Here is a 19,732-nt window from a genome sequence, read left to right as displayed (position 1 = left end):
ACCCTTTTTCGTCCACTTTGTGACAAAGACACACGCCCGACGCTTGGGCGGCCGAAACGCCGCGCCGTGCCCCAGGCCGGTCAAGCAGGCGACCCCCAGGCCTCTACTGCCCTATGCGCCGCGTAGCCAGACCAGAATGACCAGGCAAAGGCAGGCGTAGACGCCGGCCAGCACGTCATCGATCATGACGCCATAGCCGCCCGGCAACCAATGTTCGGAAGCCCGCACCGGCGGCGGCTTTAAAATGTCGAAGGCCCTAAACAGGAAAAAGCCGGCGATGAGTTCAAAGGGTCCTGGCGCGGCAAAAGGCAGCAGCGTGAGCCACTGGCCGACCAGTTCGTCGATGACCACATGGCCCGGATCCTTGCGGCCAAGAATCTTCTCGGTGCGGCCGGCCGCCTTGGCTCCGACGAAAAAGACCGCCACGAGGAGCACGATACGCGCCCAGATGGGCAGCGGAAAAAACACCAGCGGCGCGATCAGCACCGCCGCCGCCGAACCCCAGGTCCCCTGGGCATAGGGCATCCGGCCCAGGGGGCCAAGGCCCGACACGAGCAGGGCCAAACGGTCGTTTATGGCAAACATGAGGGTCCCTCCCGAAATGGTCGGGGCAGGCTACACCCGGGCGGGCGCGCGGGCAAGGGCGTTGGCGGCGCTAGGGGCGGCAGCCGAACCTGACGGCTGCACACGGCGCGTCTAGGCTCGCCGCGTCTTGAAGTCGGGGCCAAAGTGTGGGAGAAACAACGATCAACGACTCGTTGTCGCCAGGCCCGAAAAGGAAGGAATCGATGCTGAGCCTCACCTATGCCGTCACGGTCTTTGCCCTGTATTTCCTGGTCTTCGTCCTGTTCTACAGCCTCTATTTTCGCAAGCGCATCTATCTGCTCCTGCTGTCCGAACACGCCTATATGGACCACTACATCGACAAATTGCCGCACATTCGCGACCGTCCCGACGAACGCCTGGGCATGATCGAGTTCATGCTCTGCAAGCGCAAGGCTTTCGTGTGCCGGGCGCGCCAGTTCGTGGCCGCCTCCACCGCCGCCTATCTCCTGGCCCTGGTGGGCCGGGCCGCGCTCTAATCCCCCGCCTCGCGTCCCGGCCCAGGACCGCCGCAGCGCGTCCCGGGCCGGGCCAAGCCCGCCGCTGCCAGACTGTTCCCACATGTTGCCGGGCTTTCTCCCTCAAGACAAGGAGTTGCGTCTTGAAGCATCTTCCCATCGCCACCCGTTTGTTGATCCTGTTTTTCGTCTCGGCCCTGTCCGCCGGCGTCATTTTCGCCGTTGGCGCGTATTCGTCCTATAGCCTGGCCAAGGCCGGGGCTAACGAAGCCCGAAGCGACATGCTCGACGGCCAGCGAGCCAAAATCAAGGTCGCCACCGACGTCATGGCTGCCGCCCTGTCCAAGGCCCTGGCCGGCCTGCCTGACGAGGCCGCCCGGGTGTCGCATCTGCGCGAAGCCATCAAGGACGCCATCTTCGAAACCGACCGCTCGGGCTATTTCTTTGTGTATTCCGGCACCACCAGCGTGGCCCATGCCGTCAATCCGGCCCTGCACGGCAAGGATCTGGGCGACCTCAAGGGCGCGGACGGCGTCTATTCCGTGCGCGAACTGGCCCGGGCCGCCGCTGCCGGCGGCGGATTCGTCAACTTTTCCTGGGCCAAGCCCGGCAAGGGCGAAATGCCCAAGATCGGCTATGCCGCGCCCATCCCGGGCACGTCCTACTGGATCGGCACCGGCGTCTATGTGGACAATGTGGACGAGGCCGCCGTGGCCATGGCCGCGCGGATGCGGGAAACGGCCAACCGGGCCACGCTTATTGATGCCGTCGTTTTTGGCGTCATGTTCCTGGCCGTGCTGTTGCCCTTGAGCCTGATCGTTTCCCGGGGGATCGTGCGGCCCATCCGCGAAACCACCGAGGCCGCCCGGCGCATCGCCGCCGGTGACCTCGACGTCCACCTTGAAGCCTCGGGCCGCGACGAAGCCAGCCAGCTCCAGCAGGCCCTGGAAGCCATGGCCGTGTCCCTGCGGGCCAACCTCGCCGCCCTGGCCGACAAGGAACACGAGGCCCGCGCCCAGGCCGAGCGTTCCGAGCAGGCCGCCGAGGAAGCCCGCCAGGCCATGCGCCAGGCCGAGGCCGCCGGCGCGGCCATGCTGGCCACGGTCCAGGGGCTCACCGGAGTCGTCGGCGAACTCGGCAGCGCCACCCGCGATCTGACCGCCATCGGCGACGGCATCCGCTCCGGCGCGTCCGGCCAGCGCCAACGCCTGGAATCCACGGCCCAGGCCATGGGCCAGATGCGCGACGCCGTGGGCGAAGTGGCCCAAAACGCCGCCGAAGCCTCCCGCTCCACGGCGCTTACCCGCGAAACCGCCACCGCAGGCGCGACGCTGGTCAGCCAGGCCAAAACCGCCACCGTCAGCCTCAAGGCCATGGCCGACTCCCTCAAGGCCGACATGGGGCGGCTGGGCAGCCAGTCCGAAGGCATCGGCGCGGTCATCCAGGTCATCTCCGACATCGCCGACCAGACCAACCTCCTGGCGCTCAATGCCGCCATCGAGGCCGCCCGGGCCGGCGACGCCGGGCGCGGGTTTGCCGTGGTGGCCGACGAGGTGCGCAAGCTAGCCGAAAAAACCATGGCCGCCACCGGCGAAGTGGGACAGTCCATCCAGGCCATCCAGGCCATGACCCGCGACAACCGCGACAGCGTTGACAAGACCCTGGCCGCCGTGGACCAGGTGGCCGGACTGGCCGAGGCCTCGGGCGATAAGCTGCGCCAGATCCAGACCGTGGCCGAACAGGCCGCCGCCCAGGTCCGGGCCATCGCCGCCGCCGCCGACCAACAGGCCGTGTCCGCCCGCTCCATCATGGACAGCATGGACGACGTCAGCGACATCGCCCGCGAAAACGCCGACCGGGCCGACGACGCCTCGCGCCACTTCGACAACCTCGCCAACCAGACCGGCGCGTTGACGGGTTTGATACGGCAATTGAACACGCGGCAGGGGTGATAAATTTAGAGTAAGAGGCCTCCGGCGGCCGGGGGCCTGAGGCCCCCGGACCCCCCGAAAGGGTTTATAAGGGGCGGCGAGACCGTTTCGTTGCCGGCTGCTGTGACAAGAATCCTGGCGGGCTACCGCCAGCCACGATGAGGAACCGCCATGACTCGCGACAATGACATGCCCGATGTTCCAGGGGGTCCGGGGGGGATGATCCCCCCCGGCGCAGAGGTCCCGGAGAGGCAGCGCCTCTCTGGGCCGCCGGAGGCAATCCTCGCGCGCCAGGTGGTGCAGGCGGCGCGGCAGATCGGTGTGCATTACGGCTTGTGGCTGGCCGAGGCGGCCCATCAGTTCGGCCCGGAAGCGGCCTGCCGGATGGAGTCGAAAGTGGGCGAGGCCTATTTGCCGCTGCTGATGCGTCGCATCGAGCGGGCGCTCAAGCTCCCTGGCACGGTGGAGGAACAGCTGGCCGGGCTGGGGCGGGAACGCCTGGAGGCCCTGGCCGACGCCTTGTCGGTGTCGTGGCTGGCCGCCGACGGGGTGTGGTTTCGCACGGTGGAGGACGAGCGCGGGATGCACGACGCCAAGCGCGTCAACGACACGTGCTGGTCGCGGCTGGGCTATTATGAAGCGCTGCGGGCCAAGGAAGCCTTGCATCTGGGCGAAGGCGGCGGCTTGGCCGCGGCCCGGGCCTGTCTGGAGGCGCGTTTGGTCGCGCGCATCAACAAATTCGATTTCGTGGACGAGACGCCGGAGGGGTTCACCTTGCGGATGGTCGAGTGCCGGGTGCAGTCGGCCCGGGCGCGCCAGGGGTTGCCGCCCTATCCGTGCGTGTCCGGAGGCACGGTGGAATTCACGGCTTTTGCCGCCGGCGTGGACCCGCGCCTCAAAATGGCCTGCGTAAGTTGTCCGCCCCAGACGACCCGGGATGATTGCGCCTGCGCCTGGCGCTTTACCCTCGCCGAATAACCACCCCTTTTTCCTCCATACGGGGGGTCCGGGGGCCTCAGGCCCCCGGCCGCCTCTTCCTCTTCTTTCCCTACTCCTTGGTAATCCCAAGTTTTCGCAGTCTCGAATCGAAGGTGGAGCGGTTGACGCCGGCGGCGCGGGCGGCCTTGGTCACGTTCCATTTGCATTTTTCGAGCAGGGCCAGGGCGTAGGCGTGCTCCAGGGCTTCCCAGGTGTAGGCGGTGAGATCGGTGGTCAGGCCGGGCGCGGCCAGGGGGGCGCGGCCGGCGCGGGCTGGGCTTCGCCGTGTTCGCTGGGCGAGGGGATGTCGTCGGCCTCGATGGTTTCGCCGGGCACGGTGGCCAAAAGAAAGCGCACGAGGTTTTCGAGTTCGCGCACGTTGCCCTTGTAGGGCCGCTGGCCCAGGGCGCGCCGGGCTGCGGCCGAGAAGGCTTTTTGGGGCAGGCCCAGGCGGGCGGCGTCACGGGCCAGGAAATAGTCGAGGAGTTCCGGGATGTCCTCGGTGCGTTCGCGCAGGGCCGGCAGGCGCAGGGGCAGGACGTTTATGCGGTAGAAGAGATCTTCGCGAAAGGTTCCCTCGGCGATGGCCCTGGGGAGTTCGCGGTTGGTGGCGGCGATGACGCGCACGTCGACTTGCCGGGTTTCCGTACCGCCCAGGGGCTTGATCTCGTTTTCCTGGAGCACGCGCAGGATGCGGGCTTGCAGGCCAAGGGGCATGTCGCCGATTTCATCGAGAAAGATCGTGCCGCCGCTGGCCGCTTCGAAAAGCCCGATCTTGTCGCGGTCGGCTCCGGTAAAGGCGCCTTTTTTGTAGCCGAAGAGTTCGGATTCGAGCAGCGTATCCGGGATGGCCGAGACGTTTTGCACCAGAAAGGGCTTGTCCTTGCGGGCGCTTAAGCGGTGGATTTCGCGGGCGAAGAGTTCCTTGCCGGTGCCGGATTCGCCGGTCACAAGGACCGGAAAATCGGTGCGGGCGTAGTTTCCGGCGGCCTCCAGGGCGGTGCGAAAGGCGGGGCTTTTGCCGACCAGCGGCGTTTCGCCGCGAAATTCGCCGATGATGCGCTTGAGCTTCTGGGTTTCCTTTTTCTGGTCGGCAAAGGCCAGGGCGTTGCCCAGGGCTATGGAGCCGATGGCCACGAATTCTTCCAGGAGTTCGAGGTATTCCTTGGTGAGGTTGAGCCGGCTGCCGGCGTGGGCGGTGTCGATGATCTCCACCGCGCCGTAGACCTCGCCGGACTTGAGCACCAGCGGATAGCACAGAATCAGCGTGGACTTGACGTCCATGCCCGACTCCGCCTCCTTGAAATGCCGCTTGTCCTTGCCGGGTTCGGCAATGGTCATCTGGCCGTTTTCAATGGTCCAACCGACGATGCTCGGCTTGCCCTTGGGCACGACGAACCCCACGAGCCGGTCGGCCTCGTCGCCGGTGGCCTCGATGCACTGGTAGCCGTCGGGGCGCTTGATCCACAGCGAACCGCGCTCGACGTTTTGGAATTCCACCAACGCCTCCAGGAAGCGGCGTTGGAGTTTGTCGGTGTCGAGAACCTCGAAGAGCGCCTTGGGAAAATCGGAAATACTTGGCGACATGGCTTTATCCCGGTGAATTTGCCGGACCATGCCGCAAAAGCGCAAGCGGGGCAAGGCTTGGGGCCGGCCGGCGGTCCGCTTGGGCGGAGCGCCGGCCGGGAAAAAGGCCAGGGGGTTAATGAATGGCGTAGGAACGTTCCCGGATGCGCCACAAGTCCTCGGGGACTTCCAGGTACAGGTCTTTTTCCGGCAGGGGGATGACGCACACGAGCTTGCCCGTGTCGGCCACCCAGTACATGTGGCCGGCCAGTTCGTGCATGACTTCGTCGAAGGCGACGCCCGTCTGGGAGGCGACTTCCTTCATGGCCCGACGCATGGTGGCCATGGCCGCGTTGCCGAATTCCACTTCGAGCACGGAGACGTGATGCAGGACGAGGGAATCGTCGTTGAGTTCCGGCGGAACTGTCGTTCGCAGCGTCAGGGCAGTTTCCATGGCGACCTCCTCGAGTGGTTTGGGCGTTGACCGACCGAGTCGGGCACGCTGTCTGTCACTATAAGCAATCATCGTGCAAAGTACACCGCGATTGTGGAGAATTTTGCGTCACTATTTGCAAGTGGCTGTGATTGTGGGAAATGTTTAGTGCCCTCGCGGTGAGAGCGCTGTTTGTGGCTGGACCAGGACGGTACGAAGGCGCAAAAATGCAGGTGGACGTGACGATTTTGTCGCGTCGCCTGATCGCAGGGGAGGGTGCGTCAGGATGTGGACAGCCGGCCGGGGCGCGCGGCGACGGCGTCAGGCGGGCGGGGTGCCCAGGCCGGCGGCCCGGGCCAGGTCGGTGTAGGCCTCGGCGCATTCCTCGGCCAGTCCCAGGCCCTCGGCCAGGGCGCGGATGGCGGGCAGGGCGGCCAGGGCCTGCTCCCTGGTTGCGGCCAGATGCTCGATCTCCACGAAAAGGCGCGGGTCGAAGTCAACGGTCACGGCCGTCAATTCGACGTCGAGGCCGTCGGTCCGCAGCCGCGCCCGTCGGCAGCGCTTGGCATAGGCCAGGACTGGCTGAAACCCCAGCATGCCGAGCAGGGCGGCGGCAGCCTCGGCATCGGCCACGGCCGTCTCATGTTCGGGCTTGGAGGCGGTGGCCGCGTCAAAGGGCGGGGCTTTGGCCGTAAGCCGTGTTCGGCCGCCTTCGCGGCGCAGGCGCAGCTCCCGGCCCGCGGCGGCCAGACGGCCGTCTTCGGCGTCGTAGTAGACGTCCTCGACCAGGACGACCGCCCCTGTGCCCTCGGGCAGCCGGAAGTCCGGCCCGGCCACGAACTTGATTTCGGCCTCAAACATGTTTTCCCTCTGGGCGGGATTGCCTGCGACGCCCAATTGGTTCATGGTCCCGGGCTGTTACGACGCCTTTGCGGCGATGGCAAGTTGATCGCTCGGCCGTTGTCGGTTCATGAGCCGCCAAGGCGTCGGTACAGGAGAAAAAATGCGCGAAAACGCCCGGGCCGCCTGGGGCATGGCGGCGACGGCGGTGCTGTGGAGCACCGGGGGCCTGGCCATCAAGCTTGTGCCGCTATCCCCCATGGCCGTGGCCGGCTGGCGCAGTCTGCTTTCGGCGGCGACGCTGCTGCTGCTTTTTCGTGGCCGCCTCGACTTTCGCCCGACCCGGGCCCGGTGCGGCGCGGCCGTGGCCTACGCGGCGTTGCTTGTCACCAACGTGGCCGCCACCAAGCTCACCACCGCCGCCAACGCCATTCTCCTGGCCTACACCGCCCCGGTCTACGTGGCCCTTTTCGCGCCGCTGGTTCTCGGCGAAAAGACCAAACGGGCCGACTGGCTGTTCGTGGCGGCCAGCCTTGGCGGCATGGCGCTGTTTTTTCTGGACCGGCTCTCGGCCCAGGGCTTGTGGGGCAACCTCCTGGCCGTGGGTTCGGGGGTGAGCTACGCCGCGTTTACCTTGTGCATGCGGGCCGGGCGCGAGGATTCGCCGGTGTCGGCGGTCATCGCCGGCCATGGGCTGACGGTACTGGCCGCGCTGCCGTTTCTTGCCGCCGACGTGCCGCACACCCTGGGCGCGGCCCTGGGGCTGGCCTATCTCGGCGTCATCCAGCAGGGCCTGTCGCTTTCGCTCTACGTCTGGTGCATCACACGGTTGCCGGCCCTGTCGGCCATGCTGCTCATGACCCTGGAACCCGTCGTCAATCCGCTGCTGGTGGCCGTGGGCTACGGCGAGTGGCCGGGCGGCTGGTCGGTCCTTGGCGGGGCGGTGGTGGTGGCGGCCGTGACCTTGCGGGGGATTTTCGGGCGCGGCGGCTCGGGTACGGATGCTTGACGCATCCTTGAAGCGGGCCGTCCCGGCGAACATTGGCAACGGCAAATGGCCGCTGTGCCGGAGATGAGTATGCAAGTCCTGTGCGTTTCCACCCTCACCAACGTCGGCTCGCTGCATCACAAGCGCGAGATGACGCTTCTTCAGGCGTTGCGGGAGCGGGGCGCGGCCATTGATTACGTCTACTGCGGGGGATGGATGGCGTATGCGACGGGCTGCGCGACATTTCCCCCAAGGATTGCCGCCTGTGCCGGGATAGAGCCGAGCAACAGGCCCTGGAGGCCGGGCTTGCGCCACGCCTCCTTTTGGCCGACGAGACGGCGGCCGAGCGTCGCCGGGCTGCGCAGTGGGCGGCCTCCTTGGCCGACGACGCGCTTACGCAGGCCGAATACAACGGCTACCCCCTTGGGCGCTGGTGTCTGTCTTCGGTCTACACGTATTGGCGCGTGCCCAACCTTTCCTCCCAGGACACCCAGGCCAAGGCTTGGTATCGCGCCCTGCTGGAGCAGGGGTTGCGCCTTGTGCTGGGCATGGAAAAGCTGCTGGACGCCAGGCGCTACGATCGCGTCATTATCTACAACGCCCGCATGGCCTACGTGAAAATCCCCTTTGAGCTGGCCCGGGGTCGTGGCCTTGCCGTGTACACCCATGAACGGGCCAGCCAGCCGGGCCATTGCTGGGTTGCCTTAAACGGCCTTCCGTTCAATCAGGAGAATTGGGATCGGTTGTGGAGCGCCTGGAAGGATGTGCCCCTTTCGACGGCGCAACTTGGCCGCATGGCCCGCTACCTGGACGGCCGGCGGCAGGGGGACGTCAACGCCCTCAATTGGTTTGCCTACACCACCAAGCCGGGGCACAGCGCAGCGTTGCGCCAACGGCTGGGCATCCCCGAGGACAAAGCCGTTTGGGCGCTTTTTTCGTCGTCCAACCACGAACTGCTTGGCCGGGACGATATCGCGCACGAAGGGTTTGCCAGGCAACAGGACTGGATCGAAGCAGCCGTGGCCAAGGCGGCGGCCTATCCCGGCGTCAAGCTCGTGATCCGGGCTCACCCGAACCTGTCCAACCTGGTGTTTCCGCGCCGGTCCGAGCGCGAACTGCGCTATTTTGCCGATCTCAAACGTGCGGTGGGCGACGCCGTCGTGGTCATCGAGCCCGAGGAAGACGTCTCCTCGTACGATCTAATGGATATCGCCAGCGCATCATTGTGCTACGTATCGACCTGCGGGCTGGAAAGCGCCATGCTGGGCAAGCCCGTGGCCATCGCCGCCAATCCGTTTTATAAGGAACTTCCCGGCCTGGACAAAACCTACGACGTAGCGGCAATGGACCGGGTGTTCGCCCGTTACGCCGCCCTGCCCCCCGGCTGGCGGGACCAGGAATTGCAACGCATGGCCTACCGGATTTGGTATGCGCTGTTGTTCCGATACGGCTTTGAATTCCCCTTTGTCCACGCCCCCAATCTTCTGGAAGGCCGCTACGCCTGGTTTAGCCCGGACGCCCTGAGGCCCGGCGTCCACAAACACCTGGATTTGCTGTGCGAGGCCATATTCGCCGGTCGCCGGCCCCAGCTTTTGCCCGAACCGGACGATCTGGCCCGGGGGGCGGCCGATGAAGAGCGGTTTTTGCGCTGCGACGCCGCAACGGCCCCCAAGGAGGCGGGCGTCGTCACCCAGGAAGCGCCCGGACCCCGATATTTTCCGCTCCCCCTGATCTTCGTGGCCTCGGGCACGGCCCGGCAATCGGCCTGGGCCCTTGAGGCCTTGTCGCAAAACGTCATGGCGGCCGAAACCGACCTGCACGTCGTTTGCGCCGACGGCCACGCCTGGCGGGAGATTGCCGATCTGCCCGGCCCTGCCGGGACGTTCCGCTCGGTCAGCCTGGAGACAGCTCCTGCCGGCCTGGGGCTGTGCGCCATGACCGTCCGGGCCTTGTCGTCGGTCTTGCAGACCCATGAAGCGGCGATTGCCCTGGACGATGCCCTCTACTGCGCTCCGCATGCGCTGGCGTTTTACAACAACGCCCTGCACCGCTACCGCTACCGCCCCGTGGTCGGCTGCGTCAGCGCCGGGCCGTCCGGCCCCGTTGCGGCGGCCTTGGCGCAGCAGCCCGGGGACGCGGTGTTCGCGCCTCGGGCAAACGCCTTGGGCCTGGGCGTGTGGCGCGACCGGTGGGCCGCGCTGGCCCCGGCGGTCCTGGCCGAGTTGGGCGGGGGGGCTCACGAAGATGCCCGCCGCCCCGGCCTGCAACGCCTCATTGCCGCCCTTTGCGCCGAGCGGGGCGCTTTGTGCGTGGCGCCCAAACAGGCCAGCGCCTGTCTGTCCGGTCCTGAAGGCGCCCCGCGCCGCCAGGGCTTCGCGCCGCCGTCGGTCGAACCTGCCCTGCCGTTCGCACCGGAAGAAGCCGCTTCCCCAAGCCTTGAGCCTGGAGCCGGGCCACGTGCCGCCGCCGTGCGCCGTCGTCTGGCCCAGCGCGTGGACGACCTGGCGCGGCAGGGCCGGCCCGTGCTGGTCAAGCTGGATTGCGCCGGCCAAGGCCTGGCCGAGCCGATGACCGTGGCCCTGGCCGGCGACGTGCCCGAGACCATGGATTGGGAAGGCCTTGGCGGCCTCGCCTTGCCGGAGCGGCGCTGCGACGCGCTGTACGCCTGTCGTTGCCTGGAGCATCTCTCTGGGGACGAGGCGCGCCGATTCCTGGCGCAATGCCATCGGGCGCTGCGCCCAGGCGGCGTGTTGCGGCTGGCCGTGGCCGATGGGGAGGGGCAGGCCCGGGCCTACCTGGACAGCCTGGACGCGTCGCGTCGCGCCCCGGACGATGCCGAAGCCGTGGCCCGCCACGAACGGTTCGGCGGCCGGGCGGGCCAAGCGGTGCACGACGAGCTGTCCCTGGGCCGCCTGCTGGGCCAGTGCGGCTTTACGTCCGTGCTGCGCCAAAGCGCCGGGCGTTCCGCGATACGGGATTTTGTCCGCCAGCAAGGCGATGCTGCGGCCGAAGAGGAAGCGGCATGTCCCGGGCTGCTCTATATGGAGGGCATCGCGTGAACATCGCCTTTGTCTCCACCCTGGCCGCGGGCGGCGCAGCCCAGGGCGCGGAGAACACTTTTCGGGCCTTTCTGGCGGCCGGTCATGCGGCGACGTTCCTGACCCTGGAAGGGCAGGCCGCCAAAGGGTTCCTGCCCTTGGCCGACACGTTTCCCTCAAGCCAGGGCCTGCGGCCGGTTGGGCGGTTGTTTCGCCACTGGCAGGCCTTAAGCGATCCCCTGGCCCTTGCGCAGGGGGCGTCGGAGCTTTTCAGCGACGCCGCAACGGGGCTGTTCCGCCTTGGCGACGCGGCCCGGCAAGCCCTGTCCGAGGCGGATGTCGTCAACATCCACTGGAACGCCGGCATCCTGTTGTCGCCGGATTTCTTGGCCGCCCTGGCCGGCAAGAACATCGTGCTGACCCTGGCCGATCTCGGACCCCTCACCGGCGGCTGCCATTATCATCTTGCCTGCCGCCGGTTCGAGGCGGCCTGCGGCCGCTGCCCGGTTCTGCGGCGCTCCGGCGCGCAGGACGCCAGCCGGCGCAACCATGGGCTCAAAAGACGCGTGTACGGGCTGTTGCGGCCAAGCGTGATCGCCCTGAGCCGCTGGCTGGCCGACGAAGCCCGGGCCAGCAGCCTGCTCGGCCATCGTCCCATCACGCATCTGCGGTACACCTATCCGCTGGATGTCTTCAGGCCCCTTGGCCCTGACGAACGGCAAGCCGTGTTGCGCCGATTGGGTCTCCCGCCCCAGGCCCTGGTCATCCTGGCCGGGGCCTATGGCCTGGACTGCGGCCGCAAGAACATCGCCGCCCTGGTCCGGGCCGTGGAGCGCCTGCGCGCCGCCTTGCCGGGCAGGGCCTTGGAACTGGTCACCTACGGCTACGGCTCGCCTCCGCCGGCCGCATTCCCCATCCGGCATGTCGGCTTTATCGACAACAGCGCCATGGGGGAACTCTACGGCGTGGCCGATCTGTTCGTGCATCCGGCCGTGGCCGAGGCCTTGGGCAATACCCTGTGCGAGGCCCAGTGTTGCGGCACGCCGGTGGTCAGCTTCAACGTGGGCGGCTGTCCCGAGGCCTACCGGCCCGGCGTCACCGGATTTTGCGTGGAACCAGCCAGCGAGGACGCCCTGTATGCGGCCCTTGCCGGCATTGTGGCCAACCCCGGGCAACTGGCCCCCATGCGGCGGGCCGCCCGGGAGTTCGCCATGGCGGCCTTTTCGCCGCACAAGCATGTCGAGGCCTCCGCCGCCTGGATGGCGGCCGCCGAAACGGCCCGTTCCCTGGCGGAATATCCCGGGCTGGGGGCGGATTTGGCTGACAATGCGCGGCAAAGCCAGCGCTTGTTTGCGGCATCTGACCGGGGGCAAGGCATTCGGCGCGCATAATCGTTGAGATCCCGCCACCATGACCTCCCGGCCAGCAGCGTATCACTTCCGTAAGTTGACTGCCGCCGCAAACTATGCGAATTTTTCAACACTATCACTGCACCGCGCGTCGTTGCGGCTATGCGGCAGAGGCGCGCTGCGATGTCGGGCGCAGTCGTGCATTTTTGCCGGCATCGACTGTATTGGCGTTGTTGTTGCTCGGCCTTTTGTCGGTGCCGAAGAGGGTTCTGTGCTTGTGTCTTGGCGTGATGCGTCTGTGCGGTCCAACAAACACTGGAGGGATTATGCGTTCATTCATGGTTGTTGCGATTATGATGTTTAGCGCGTTGTATGTGCATCAGGCTCAGGCCTTTGAATGCGGCAAGCTGGAATTTGGAGCCAAACTCGGCGACATGGACGACGGCAATTTTGTGCTCTATATGGAGAAAGATGGTGTCACCTATTATAATTATGTCGGGGCGTGCCGCCTTCCGGTCCATCAGAAGGCCTCTCCGGCCATTGCGTATGCTTTTGTTGACGGAAAATACTACGCCAGAATTATCCGGGTCGCCGGTCGGGAGAAAAAGGATATTCTCGCCGACATGGAGAAAAGCTTTTGCAAGCCGGTTTCCGTGAAAAACGAAGGGGACGTGAGCTTGTATCAATGTGATTTGCCAAACGACATCGAGTTCAAGTTTAAGTACAACAACAAGACCGGCGAGGCGCGGACCGCCGCGTACAGCAAGGCCTTGCGCAAAAGCATCGGCAAGGCCGATCTGGCGGAGTTCCCGGAGCAGTAGCCCCTCGGTGACATCGTCGTCAGGGCTTACGCAGCGAGACGACGGTCCAAAGGCATGGGAACATGCCAAGGAGCTTTCCATGCCCCTGTATCGCCTGGTGGCCGCCACGGCGGCGCGGCGGCCCGAAGCCGTGGCCCTTTGTCGCGGGTCGAACCACGTCACCTATGTCCAGCTCGCGGAAGATGCGGGCCGGCTGGCCGCCTGGCTTTCCAGCCTTGGGCTGATTCCGGGCGACCGGCTGGCCGTGCTGCTCCCCAATACCGTCGAGCTTGTGGCCGTCATCCTGGCCACCTGCCGGGCCGAGCTGGTCCTTGTGCCGCTTGCGCCGGACGCGCCGCCGGCCCGGCAGGCCGAGATCCTCAGACAGACAGGGGCCAGGGGCCTTGTCCTGGCCGCCGAAATGGCCGCCGCCGTTCCGGCCGAGGCGCGGGAGGGGCTGGCCGTGACGATCTGCTTGGGTTCGCCCGTGGCGGGAACCCTCGCCTACGACGCCTACCTCGACCACCCCGACGCCACCCCGCCGCCCCGAAGCGGCGTGCCCGACCCGATCTGCCTGCTCGTGTACACCTCCGGCTCCACCGGCCGGCCCAAGGCCGTGGCCCACAGCCAGCAGCGGCTGGCGCGCCGCGTGGACGCCTTTATCCAGGCCCTGGACATCACGGCCGAGGACTCGACCCTGGCCGTCTTTCAGGCCTGGCGGCCGGTGGTCCTGGTGTTCCAGGTTCTGGCCATGCTGCGCCTGGGCGGAACCGTCGTGCTGGCCGACAGCCCGGACCCGGCCGACTTCTGGCGTCTCTACGGGGAGCATCGACCCGGGTATGGCCTGGTGATGCCCAGTTACGCTCGCAAGCTTTTTGCCGATCCGGCCGCCGCCCAGGGGGACCATTCCCGGCTGCGGTTTTGGCTGAGCGGGGGCGACGCGCCGGGGCCGGCCCTGTACGAAGCGGCCCGACGCATCACCGGGCGGCCGTACTGCAACCTCTACGGCCTTACCGAAACCGGCCTTGCGGCCGTGGTCAGGCCCGGCGAAACAGACAAGCCCGGCTGCATCGGCCAGCCCGTGGGCGACGTGTCCCTGCGGCTTGTGGACGACGCCGGGCGCGACGTTCCCGAAGGCAGTCCCGGTCGCCTGCTTGTCGCCTCGGCGAACATGATGGTCGGCTATTTCAACGACACCATGGCCACGCATCGGGCCATCGGGACCGGCTGGTACGACACCGGCGATCTCCTGCGCCGCGACGCCCAGGGCGACTACTGGTATATCGGCCGTGGCGAAGACGTTATCGTGCGCCAGGCCGTCCAGGTGGCCGCCGCCCTGGTGGCCGACATCCTGGCCGGGCATCCCGCCGTGGCCGAGGCCGTGGTGGTGGGGGTGGCCGATGCCGAGGCCGGGCAAGTCCCCGTGGCGTTCTATCGCCCGACCGGCCCCGATCCCGGCGGCGAAGCGCTTATCGCCTACCTCGCGCAGCGGGTGGAAGCCGTGTCCGTGCCCGTGGCCTGCCTGGCCGTGATGCAGTGGCCGGTGACGCCTCGGGACAAGACCGACCGGCAAAAGCTGCGGGCCATGGCCGTGGAACATCTTGGCCGGGTGAGCCGGGACGGTTAAGCAAGCGCCGGCCCCGGGCGCTCCCGGAGCTTGCCGAACAGGGCGGCTGGTCCGGCGCTTGGCCGGTGGGCTCCGAAACGTCCCGGACCTTGCCAAGTGGGCGGCAGCCGCGTCCTTACGAGGGCGGCGCGTCTTCGGGCAGGGATTGCGAGGCGGGTTCGGGCAGAAAGCGCGAGGCGAGCAGATTGGCCAGGGTGACCAGAAAAGCGACCCCGGCGGCGGCGTAAGCCACCCGGGCGGGGTGGGCGGCGGCGATGGGCAGGGCGGCGGCCAGCCATTGGGTCAGGGCGGCGAAACACGATCCGAGCATCCGGCCGCCGACGTTGGCCGAAAAACTTTCGCCTGTGCCCCGTAAATGCAGCGGGTAGGCGCGGGGGAGGTAGTTTCCCCAGAAGCTGAACTGGCCGATGATCACGAATCCCGCCAGGAAAAGGCCGCGTTCAAAGGCGGGCAGGCTTGTGGTCCCGGCCCAGGCGAAAGTCACCGGCAATATAACCGTCGCCGGAATCAAGAAAAATCGCAGCAGCTTCCTGCGGCTGACAATCCACACCGCCAGCACGGCCAGGGCGCAGCGGCCGGCAATCCCTCCAAATTCCTGAAACGTGGTCGCCCGCGCCGCGAATCCCTGTTCTACCGGGCCGGCGATCCGGCGGCGCTCGGCGTTTAGGCGCTGATGGATTTCGTTTTCCGAACGTCCTTCCTGCGTCCACTGGGCACGCAACGCCGCCTGTTTGTCTTCGGGCAGGCGTTTGTCCAGGGCTTGGGCCACGGCGGCCCGGGTCTCGGGCAGGCCCGGCACGATCTGTGGGGCTTGTTGGATGGCCCCAAAGGCGGCAGCGAAGCTCAGGGTGAACATGGCGGTGACCAGGCAGGTGGTGCGCCGCAGTCCGGGGGAGAACAAGGCGGCCAGGCTCGGCCGGCCCAACTGGCCGGCCCGGCGTTTGGCCAGCCAAGGCGGGGATTCCGGCAAAAACGGCCGCACTAGCAGCAGCGGCAGGGCCGGCAGCAGGCCGGACATGAGCGTGTAGCGCCAGTCGGCTTGGGGATTGTCGATGTGCCCGAGAAACGACAATACCTCGGGCAGGGCGATGGACGGCGCGGGCAGCGGCGGCAAGGCGAGCCAGCCCAGCAGCGTGACGGGGCGTCCGCCGGCCAAGGCGGAGGCCAGGCCGCCGACCACGGCCACCAGCAGACCGCCGACAGAGGAAAACGCCTGGGTCGTTCCCAGCACGGCCTCGCACCGGCGTGGTTCGGGAAAAAATTCGGCCAGCCAGGCAATGGCCGCCACGAATTCCACGCACACGCCAATGAACACGAGACAGCGCAGGACAAGCAACATGGTCAGGGACGTGGCGAACCCGGACAGGAAGGAAGAGACCGCATACAGCATGATGCTGGCCGTCAGAACGCGTTGCCGCCCGAAACGGTCGGCGAGCCAGCCGCCAAGCAGGCCGAACGCGCCGCCAGCCACGGCCGGGACGTAGAAGAGCATCCCGAACCAGAAGGTGAATTCCGGCGTACTGGGACGGATGCCGCCCAGTTCCATGAGCGCCGGGCGCACGATGAGCGGCAGCATCAGCAGTTCGTAGCTGTCAAAGAGAAAGCCCCAGGCGGCCACGGCGCAAACGAGCCACTCCCGGGCCGTCAACCCCAGCCGCTTGGGCGGGGCGATCACGGACGGGCCGGACAGGGCCGGCGGCGACAGGGCGCTTGGAGCATGACGTTTGGTAGCAGAGCTTCGAACCAGCGGCAACACCAGCGGATTTGTTCCGAGGCGTCGCGACGGGAGCGGGCGGCGAGGCTCTGCTCCATCAATGGCGAGAGTGGTGTCGCGTCCTTAGCGATATTACTTGGCGGCAAGTTCCAGCGCGCCCCAGGCAGGGGCCAGCCGGACCAGTTCCTCGCGGGGCAATTGCACCAATATCGGTTTTTTCGCGGCGTCGAGCCAGCCCAACACGGCGAGCATGTCCGGTTCGGCCATGGCCGTGCAGCCCGCCGTGGGCGCGCCGGGACTCCGCCACAAGTGCAGGAAAATGCACGAACCGGCCCCCGACTGGACGCTTGGGGCATTGTGATCCACAAACAGTCCGTAACGGTACAGGCCGTCAGGCCGCAACATCCGCTCCTCGCTGTCCCAGTCCTTGGCAACGGTGCTTTCCTCGAACAGCTGGTTGTAATGCTTTGACGCAACTCCATCCACGCAAACGGTTTGCGCGGTGACCTGATGCACGGGGAAGTGGGGCGACGCGCCGCTGGATTCGCTGGGGCCGATAAAGGCGCGCGGCAGGCTGAAAACGCCGGCAGGCGCGCGTCCGTCCCCCTCTTTTTTGACCGGAGCCTCAGAGAGTTGCTGGCCGTGCAGCCCCCTGCCCCAGGCCAATCCGGTTCGCCCCAGGCTCACGGGCACGGCGTCGCCCACAGGACGCCACGGGGCATTGGGGCCGGAACGTTCGAACCGCCGCAGCCGGGCTTGGGTCGTGTTCCAGTCCTCGGCCACCACCAGCACCAGCTGGCCAGCCCCTGCCAGAGGGGACGCCGGCCTCATGGCCGCATCGGTTTGCGCCGGAGCAGTGCTGGCGGCCTGGCACTCCAGGCCCAGGCCCAGGACAAGGACCATAAGAAGCGACAACGCGGCAAAGTGTCTCATGGCTTGCTCTCTCGGTAGGCGTCGGGGTTGCTGTATCGGATGACCGCGCCGGTATTGCATGGTCTGTTGGAGTTGGCAACGGTCAATAATATCGCCGAACGGGGGGCGAGAAAGCATGTCTCTTGCATGGCAGGGCCGCCTCCCGGGGGATGAATATCATCTGGAGTCAAGCACCCAGTATTGGCTTCAGTAAACCATGTTCCCCCGGGCGGTTCCGGAAGCGAAAGAAAGGCAGGTTCGTGGTCGGAGTTCCAGGCGAAGTAGACTATGTCCGGTTGATTATCGAAACATCCCGTCAAGGTGACCGCCACGAGGCGGGAGTCCCAATCCGGTTTACCAGGAAGGCAGCCATGCCAAACAACCTCTGGAATACCATGGGTTCCATGCCGGTCGCCCCGAGGATGCTCGGAGGCGCGAAACACAGGGTGGGCAAGGCGAAGTCTTATAGCCATCTTGGTGAAGCGGAAAAGTTCCTGCTGGGATTTAGTCAGTGACCAATCGAGCCAGTTCAAGGTAGTATCATGGCAGTAAGTGTTGTTGTTCCCTCCCTGGGTGCGGCAACGTTCATCCCCCATCAGAATCATGGGAATTCCCCGTGAAACCAGCAGAAAGAGAAGAGCGTTTTTTTGCTGGCGGAGACGGAGATCATTGATGAAATGGTCTGGTGTTTCACCTTCTATGCCACAATTCCAGCTCCGATTGTCGTCAATGCCGTCGCGGTTGCCTTCGTCATTGGCCTCATTGTGCTTAGAGTTGTACGAAACAAGGTCCCGCAAGGTGAAGCCATCGTGGCAGGTGAGGAAGTTGATTGAGGCTCGTGGACCTCGCCCCCCGGCCGAGTAGAGGTCAGGTGATCCGACGAGACGGGTGGCCACTGCTCCTGCCATGCCCGGCTGACCGCGCAAGAAATCCCGGCCATCATCGCGGAACCTGCCGTTCCATTCTGCAAAACGGCCGAAATTGGGAAATTTCCCAAGAAGGTAGAGTCCTCCTGCGTCCCAGGCTTCGGCAATGAGTTTGGTTTTTTTGAGCACGGGGTCTGCGGCGACCGTCTCAAGCAGTGGAGGATTGGACAGGGGGCTGCCATCGGAACCTCGTCCGAGGATAGCGGCGGCATCGAAGCGGAACCCGTCTACATGGTATTCCGCTACCCAAAAGCGAAGGCACTCAAGGACAAAATCGCGCACAATGGGGTGGTTGCAATTCATGGAATTGCCGCAGCCGCTGAAGTTGTAGTACCAGCCCTCGGGTGTAAGGAGGTAATAGGCTTTGTCGTCAAGGCCTCGGAAGTGGATTGTCGGACCCCGATGATCACCCTCGCAGGTATGGTTAAAGACAACATCGAGAATGACCTCAATGCCTGCCTCATGAAGGGCTCGCACCATTTCCTTGAATTCATCGCACTGCATGCCCAGTGCCCCGCTGGTCGCGAATCCGGCCTTGGGCGCAAAAAAGCCGGAGGTGCTGTAGCCCCAGTAATTCATGTTCAGGCCACCGGTTATGGGATTTGGACGGGAAAGCTCATACTCATCAAATTCAAAGACCGGCAGCAATTCAACGCAATTGACTCCAAGGTCGAGAAGATAGGGTATCTTTTCGACCAGGCCGGCATACGTCCCGGGATGGGCAACGCCGCTGTTGGGGTGCTGGGTAAACCCTCTGACGTGCATTTCATAAATGATGAGATCCTCCGGGGAGTGGCCGGGGGGCCTGTCGCCCCGCCAATCATAATCCTCGGGTACGACGAATCCACGGTAGGGAAATTTGTCGGTCCAATCCACAGGAGCTCCCCAAACATCACGACCGGTTATGGCTCGCGAGCGAGGGTCGAGGAGAATGCGCCCGAAGTCGCAACGCTGTGTCGCTGCCAGATGCTGCGGGCCGTCCAGACGGAAGCCGTACGTGAAGGTTTCGGGATTGAGGCCAAAGACAGTGATTGCCCACACATCGCCCACTCGGTAGGAGAGCGGAATCGGGAGTTCCGCCAACAGCGCGCCGCCCTCGCGGTGAAAAAGCACCAGGGAGCAGGACGTGGCCACGGAGGAAAAAATCGAGAAGTTCACCCCGCCAGGCACGAGGGAGGGGCCATAGGGAAGCACCCGGCCTGGGCGCGTGAGCCATCCGGCGATTTCTTCAGTGGGATAGAGGTCCACGCGAGTGTTCATGGCTGGGCCTGCAATACCTTTTGCGCTTCTTCAACGTTGTCATAAACCGCAAAGTGCTGGAGAAAACCAGTGACTGACATGACGTCGCGTGCAGCAGCAGGCAGAGAGGCCAGAGCCAAAAGCTGTCCTCTGGATGCGGCCGTTCGATGCAGCAACAGGAGCATTCTTAGCCCAGCGCTGGAGAGCATTCGCAGGTCAGCGGCATCGACCACCAGTCCTTTGACGTCGTGCAAAGCGGCTAAGAGGCGCTCGTGCCATTGGCTGGAATTGGCATGGGTAATGTCCCCGGTGAGCGCAATGGTCACTGCG

The 19,732-nt window shown here is 65.7% G+C and carries 17 protein-coding genes; 8 read left to right on the top strand and 9 right to left on the bottom strand.

The genetic code is table 11. The features are described from left to right. Positions 1-111: 111 nt before the first annotated feature. Positions 112-585, bottom strand: coding sequence for a phosphatidylglycerophosphatase A family protein (locus C3Y92_RS14320; protein ID WP_129353641.1), 474 nt, complete (start codon positions 583-585; stop codon positions 112-114). A 203-nt stretch (positions 586-788) separates the two neighbouring features. On the opposite strand from C3Y92_RS14320, the gene C3Y92_RS14315 reads away from it, so the two are divergent. The 3 genes from C3Y92_RS14315 (at position 789) to C3Y92_RS14305 (ending at position 3,970) form a co-directional block, all read left to right on the top strand. After that, positions 789-1,082, top strand: a complete 294-nt coding sequence (locus C3Y92_RS14315; protein WP_129353639.1) for a hypothetical protein — start codon at positions 789-791, stop codon at positions 1,080-1,082. A gap of 122 nt (positions 1,083-1,204) precedes the next feature. Then, the gene (locus tag C3Y92_RS21700) at positions 1,205-3,013 is read left to right on the top strand and encodes a methyl-accepting chemotaxis protein (RefSeq protein ID WP_129353637.1); all 1,809 of its coding nucleotides are present in this window, start codon (positions 1,205-1,207) and stop codon (positions 3,011-3,013) included. A 300-nt stretch (positions 3,014-3,313) separates the two neighbouring features. After that, the gene (locus tag C3Y92_RS14305; protein WP_408021669.1) at positions 3,314-3,970 is read left to right on the top strand and encodes a DUF6125 family protein; all 657 of its coding nucleotides are present in this window, start codon (positions 3,314-3,316) and stop codon (positions 3,968-3,970) included. Between the two features lie 70 nt (positions 3,971-4,040). Here the strand turns inward: C3Y92_RS14305 and C3Y92_RS21520 are convergent, their stop codons facing one another. The 4 genes from C3Y92_RS21520 to C3Y92_RS14290 form a co-directional block, all read right to left on the bottom strand. Beyond that, positions 4,041-4,124, bottom strand: coding sequence for a hypothetical protein (locus C3Y92_RS21520; protein ID WP_235669709.1), 84 nt, complete (start codon positions 4,122-4,124; stop codon positions 4,041-4,043). Between the two features lie 80 nt (positions 4,125-4,204). After that, on the bottom strand, positions 4,205-5,557 hold the full coding sequence (locus tag C3Y92_RS14300) for a sigma-54-dependent Fis family transcriptional regulator (protein WP_328591050.1): 1,353 nt from the start codon (positions 5,555-5,557) through the stop codon (positions 4,205-4,207). A gap of 115 nt (positions 5,558-5,672) precedes the next feature. Beyond that, positions 5,673-5,990: a hypothetical protein gene (locus tag C3Y92_RS14295; protein ID WP_006920083.1), complete on the bottom strand. Its 318-nt coding sequence runs from the start codon at positions 5,988-5,990 to the stop codon at positions 5,673-5,675. Positions 5,991-6,290: 300 nt separating this feature from the next. Continuing rightward, positions 6,291-6,830 (bottom strand): CYTH domain-containing protein, encoded by a 540-nt coding sequence (locus tag C3Y92_RS14290; protein ID WP_129353635.1) that lies wholly within the window; start codon positions 6,828-6,830, stop codon positions 6,291-6,293. A gap of 142 nt (positions 6,831-6,972) precedes the next feature. On the opposite strand from C3Y92_RS14290, the gene C3Y92_RS14285 reads away from it, so the two are divergent. From C3Y92_RS14285 to C3Y92_RS14265, 5 genes are all read left to right on the top strand, one after another. Further along, the gene (locus C3Y92_RS14285; protein ID WP_129353633.1) at positions 6,973-7,818 is read left to right on the top strand and encodes a DMT family transporter; all 846 of its coding nucleotides are present in this window, start codon (positions 6,973-6,975) and stop codon (positions 7,816-7,818) included. A gap of 191 nt (positions 7,819-8,009) precedes the next feature. Continuing rightward, the gene (locus C3Y92_RS21515; RefSeq protein WP_235669496.1) at positions 8,010-10,856 is read left to right on the top strand and encodes a methyltransferase domain-containing protein; all 2,847 of its coding nucleotides are present in this window, start codon (positions 8,010-8,012) and stop codon (positions 10,854-10,856) included. Then, positions 10,853-12,226: a glycosyltransferase gene (locus tag C3Y92_RS14275; protein WP_165352119.1), complete on the top strand. Its 1,374-nt coding sequence runs from the start codon at positions 10,853-10,855 to the stop codon at positions 12,224-12,226. The genes C3Y92_RS21515 and C3Y92_RS14275 overlap by 4 nt, the downstream gene beginning before the upstream one ends. Before the next feature lie 284 nt (positions 12,227-12,510). Next, positions 12,511-13,005, top strand: coding sequence for a hypothetical protein (locus C3Y92_RS14270; protein ID WP_129353629.1), 495 nt, complete (start codon positions 12,511-12,513; stop codon positions 13,003-13,005). Positions 13,006-13,084: 79 nt separating this feature from the next. Beyond that, positions 13,085-14,611, top strand: coding sequence for a class I adenylate-forming enzyme family protein (locus tag C3Y92_RS14265; RefSeq protein WP_129353627.1), 1,527 nt, complete (start codon positions 13,085-13,087; stop codon positions 14,609-14,611). 115 nt (positions 14,612-14,726) lie between these two features. Here C3Y92_RS14265 and C3Y92_RS14260 read toward each other — a convergent pair whose 3' ends face one another. From C3Y92_RS14260 to C3Y92_RS14245, 4 genes are all read right to left on the bottom strand, one after another. Further along, a complete protein-coding gene (locus C3Y92_RS14260) occupies positions 14,727-16,286 on the bottom strand; it encodes an MFS transporter (protein WP_129353625.1) in 1,560 nt (519 codons plus the stop codon). A gap of 171 nt (positions 16,287-16,457) precedes the next feature. Further along, on the bottom strand, positions 16,458-17,258 hold the full coding sequence (locus C3Y92_RS14255; protein ID WP_129353623.1) for a L,D-transpeptidase family protein: 801 nt from the start codon (positions 17,256-17,258) through the stop codon (positions 16,458-16,460). Further along, complete coding sequence (locus C3Y92_RS14250) at positions 17,255-19,423, bottom strand: glycogen debranching protein (RefSeq protein ID WP_129353621.1); 2,169 nt, start codon at positions 19,421-19,423, stop codon at positions 17,255-17,257. The genes C3Y92_RS14255 and C3Y92_RS14250 overlap by 4 nt, the downstream gene beginning before the upstream one ends. Further along, positions 19,420-19,728 (bottom strand): STAS domain-containing protein, encoded by a 309-nt coding sequence (locus C3Y92_RS14245; RefSeq protein ID WP_165352118.1) that lies wholly within the window; start codon positions 19,726-19,728, stop codon positions 19,420-19,422. Before C3Y92_RS14245 ends, C3Y92_RS14250 begins: the two co-directional genes overlap by 4 nt. Positions 19,729-19,732: the final 4 nt, after the last annotated feature.

Origin of the sequence: Solidesulfovibrio carbinolicus (assembly GCF_004135975.1) — a bacterium.
In the GTDB taxonomy this organism is placed as follows: Bacteria; Desulfobacterota; Desulfovibrionia; order Desulfovibrionales; family Desulfovibrionaceae; genus Solidesulfovibrio; species Solidesulfovibrio carbinolicus.
This window is presented reverse-complemented; position numbering and strand designations above follow the sequence as displayed.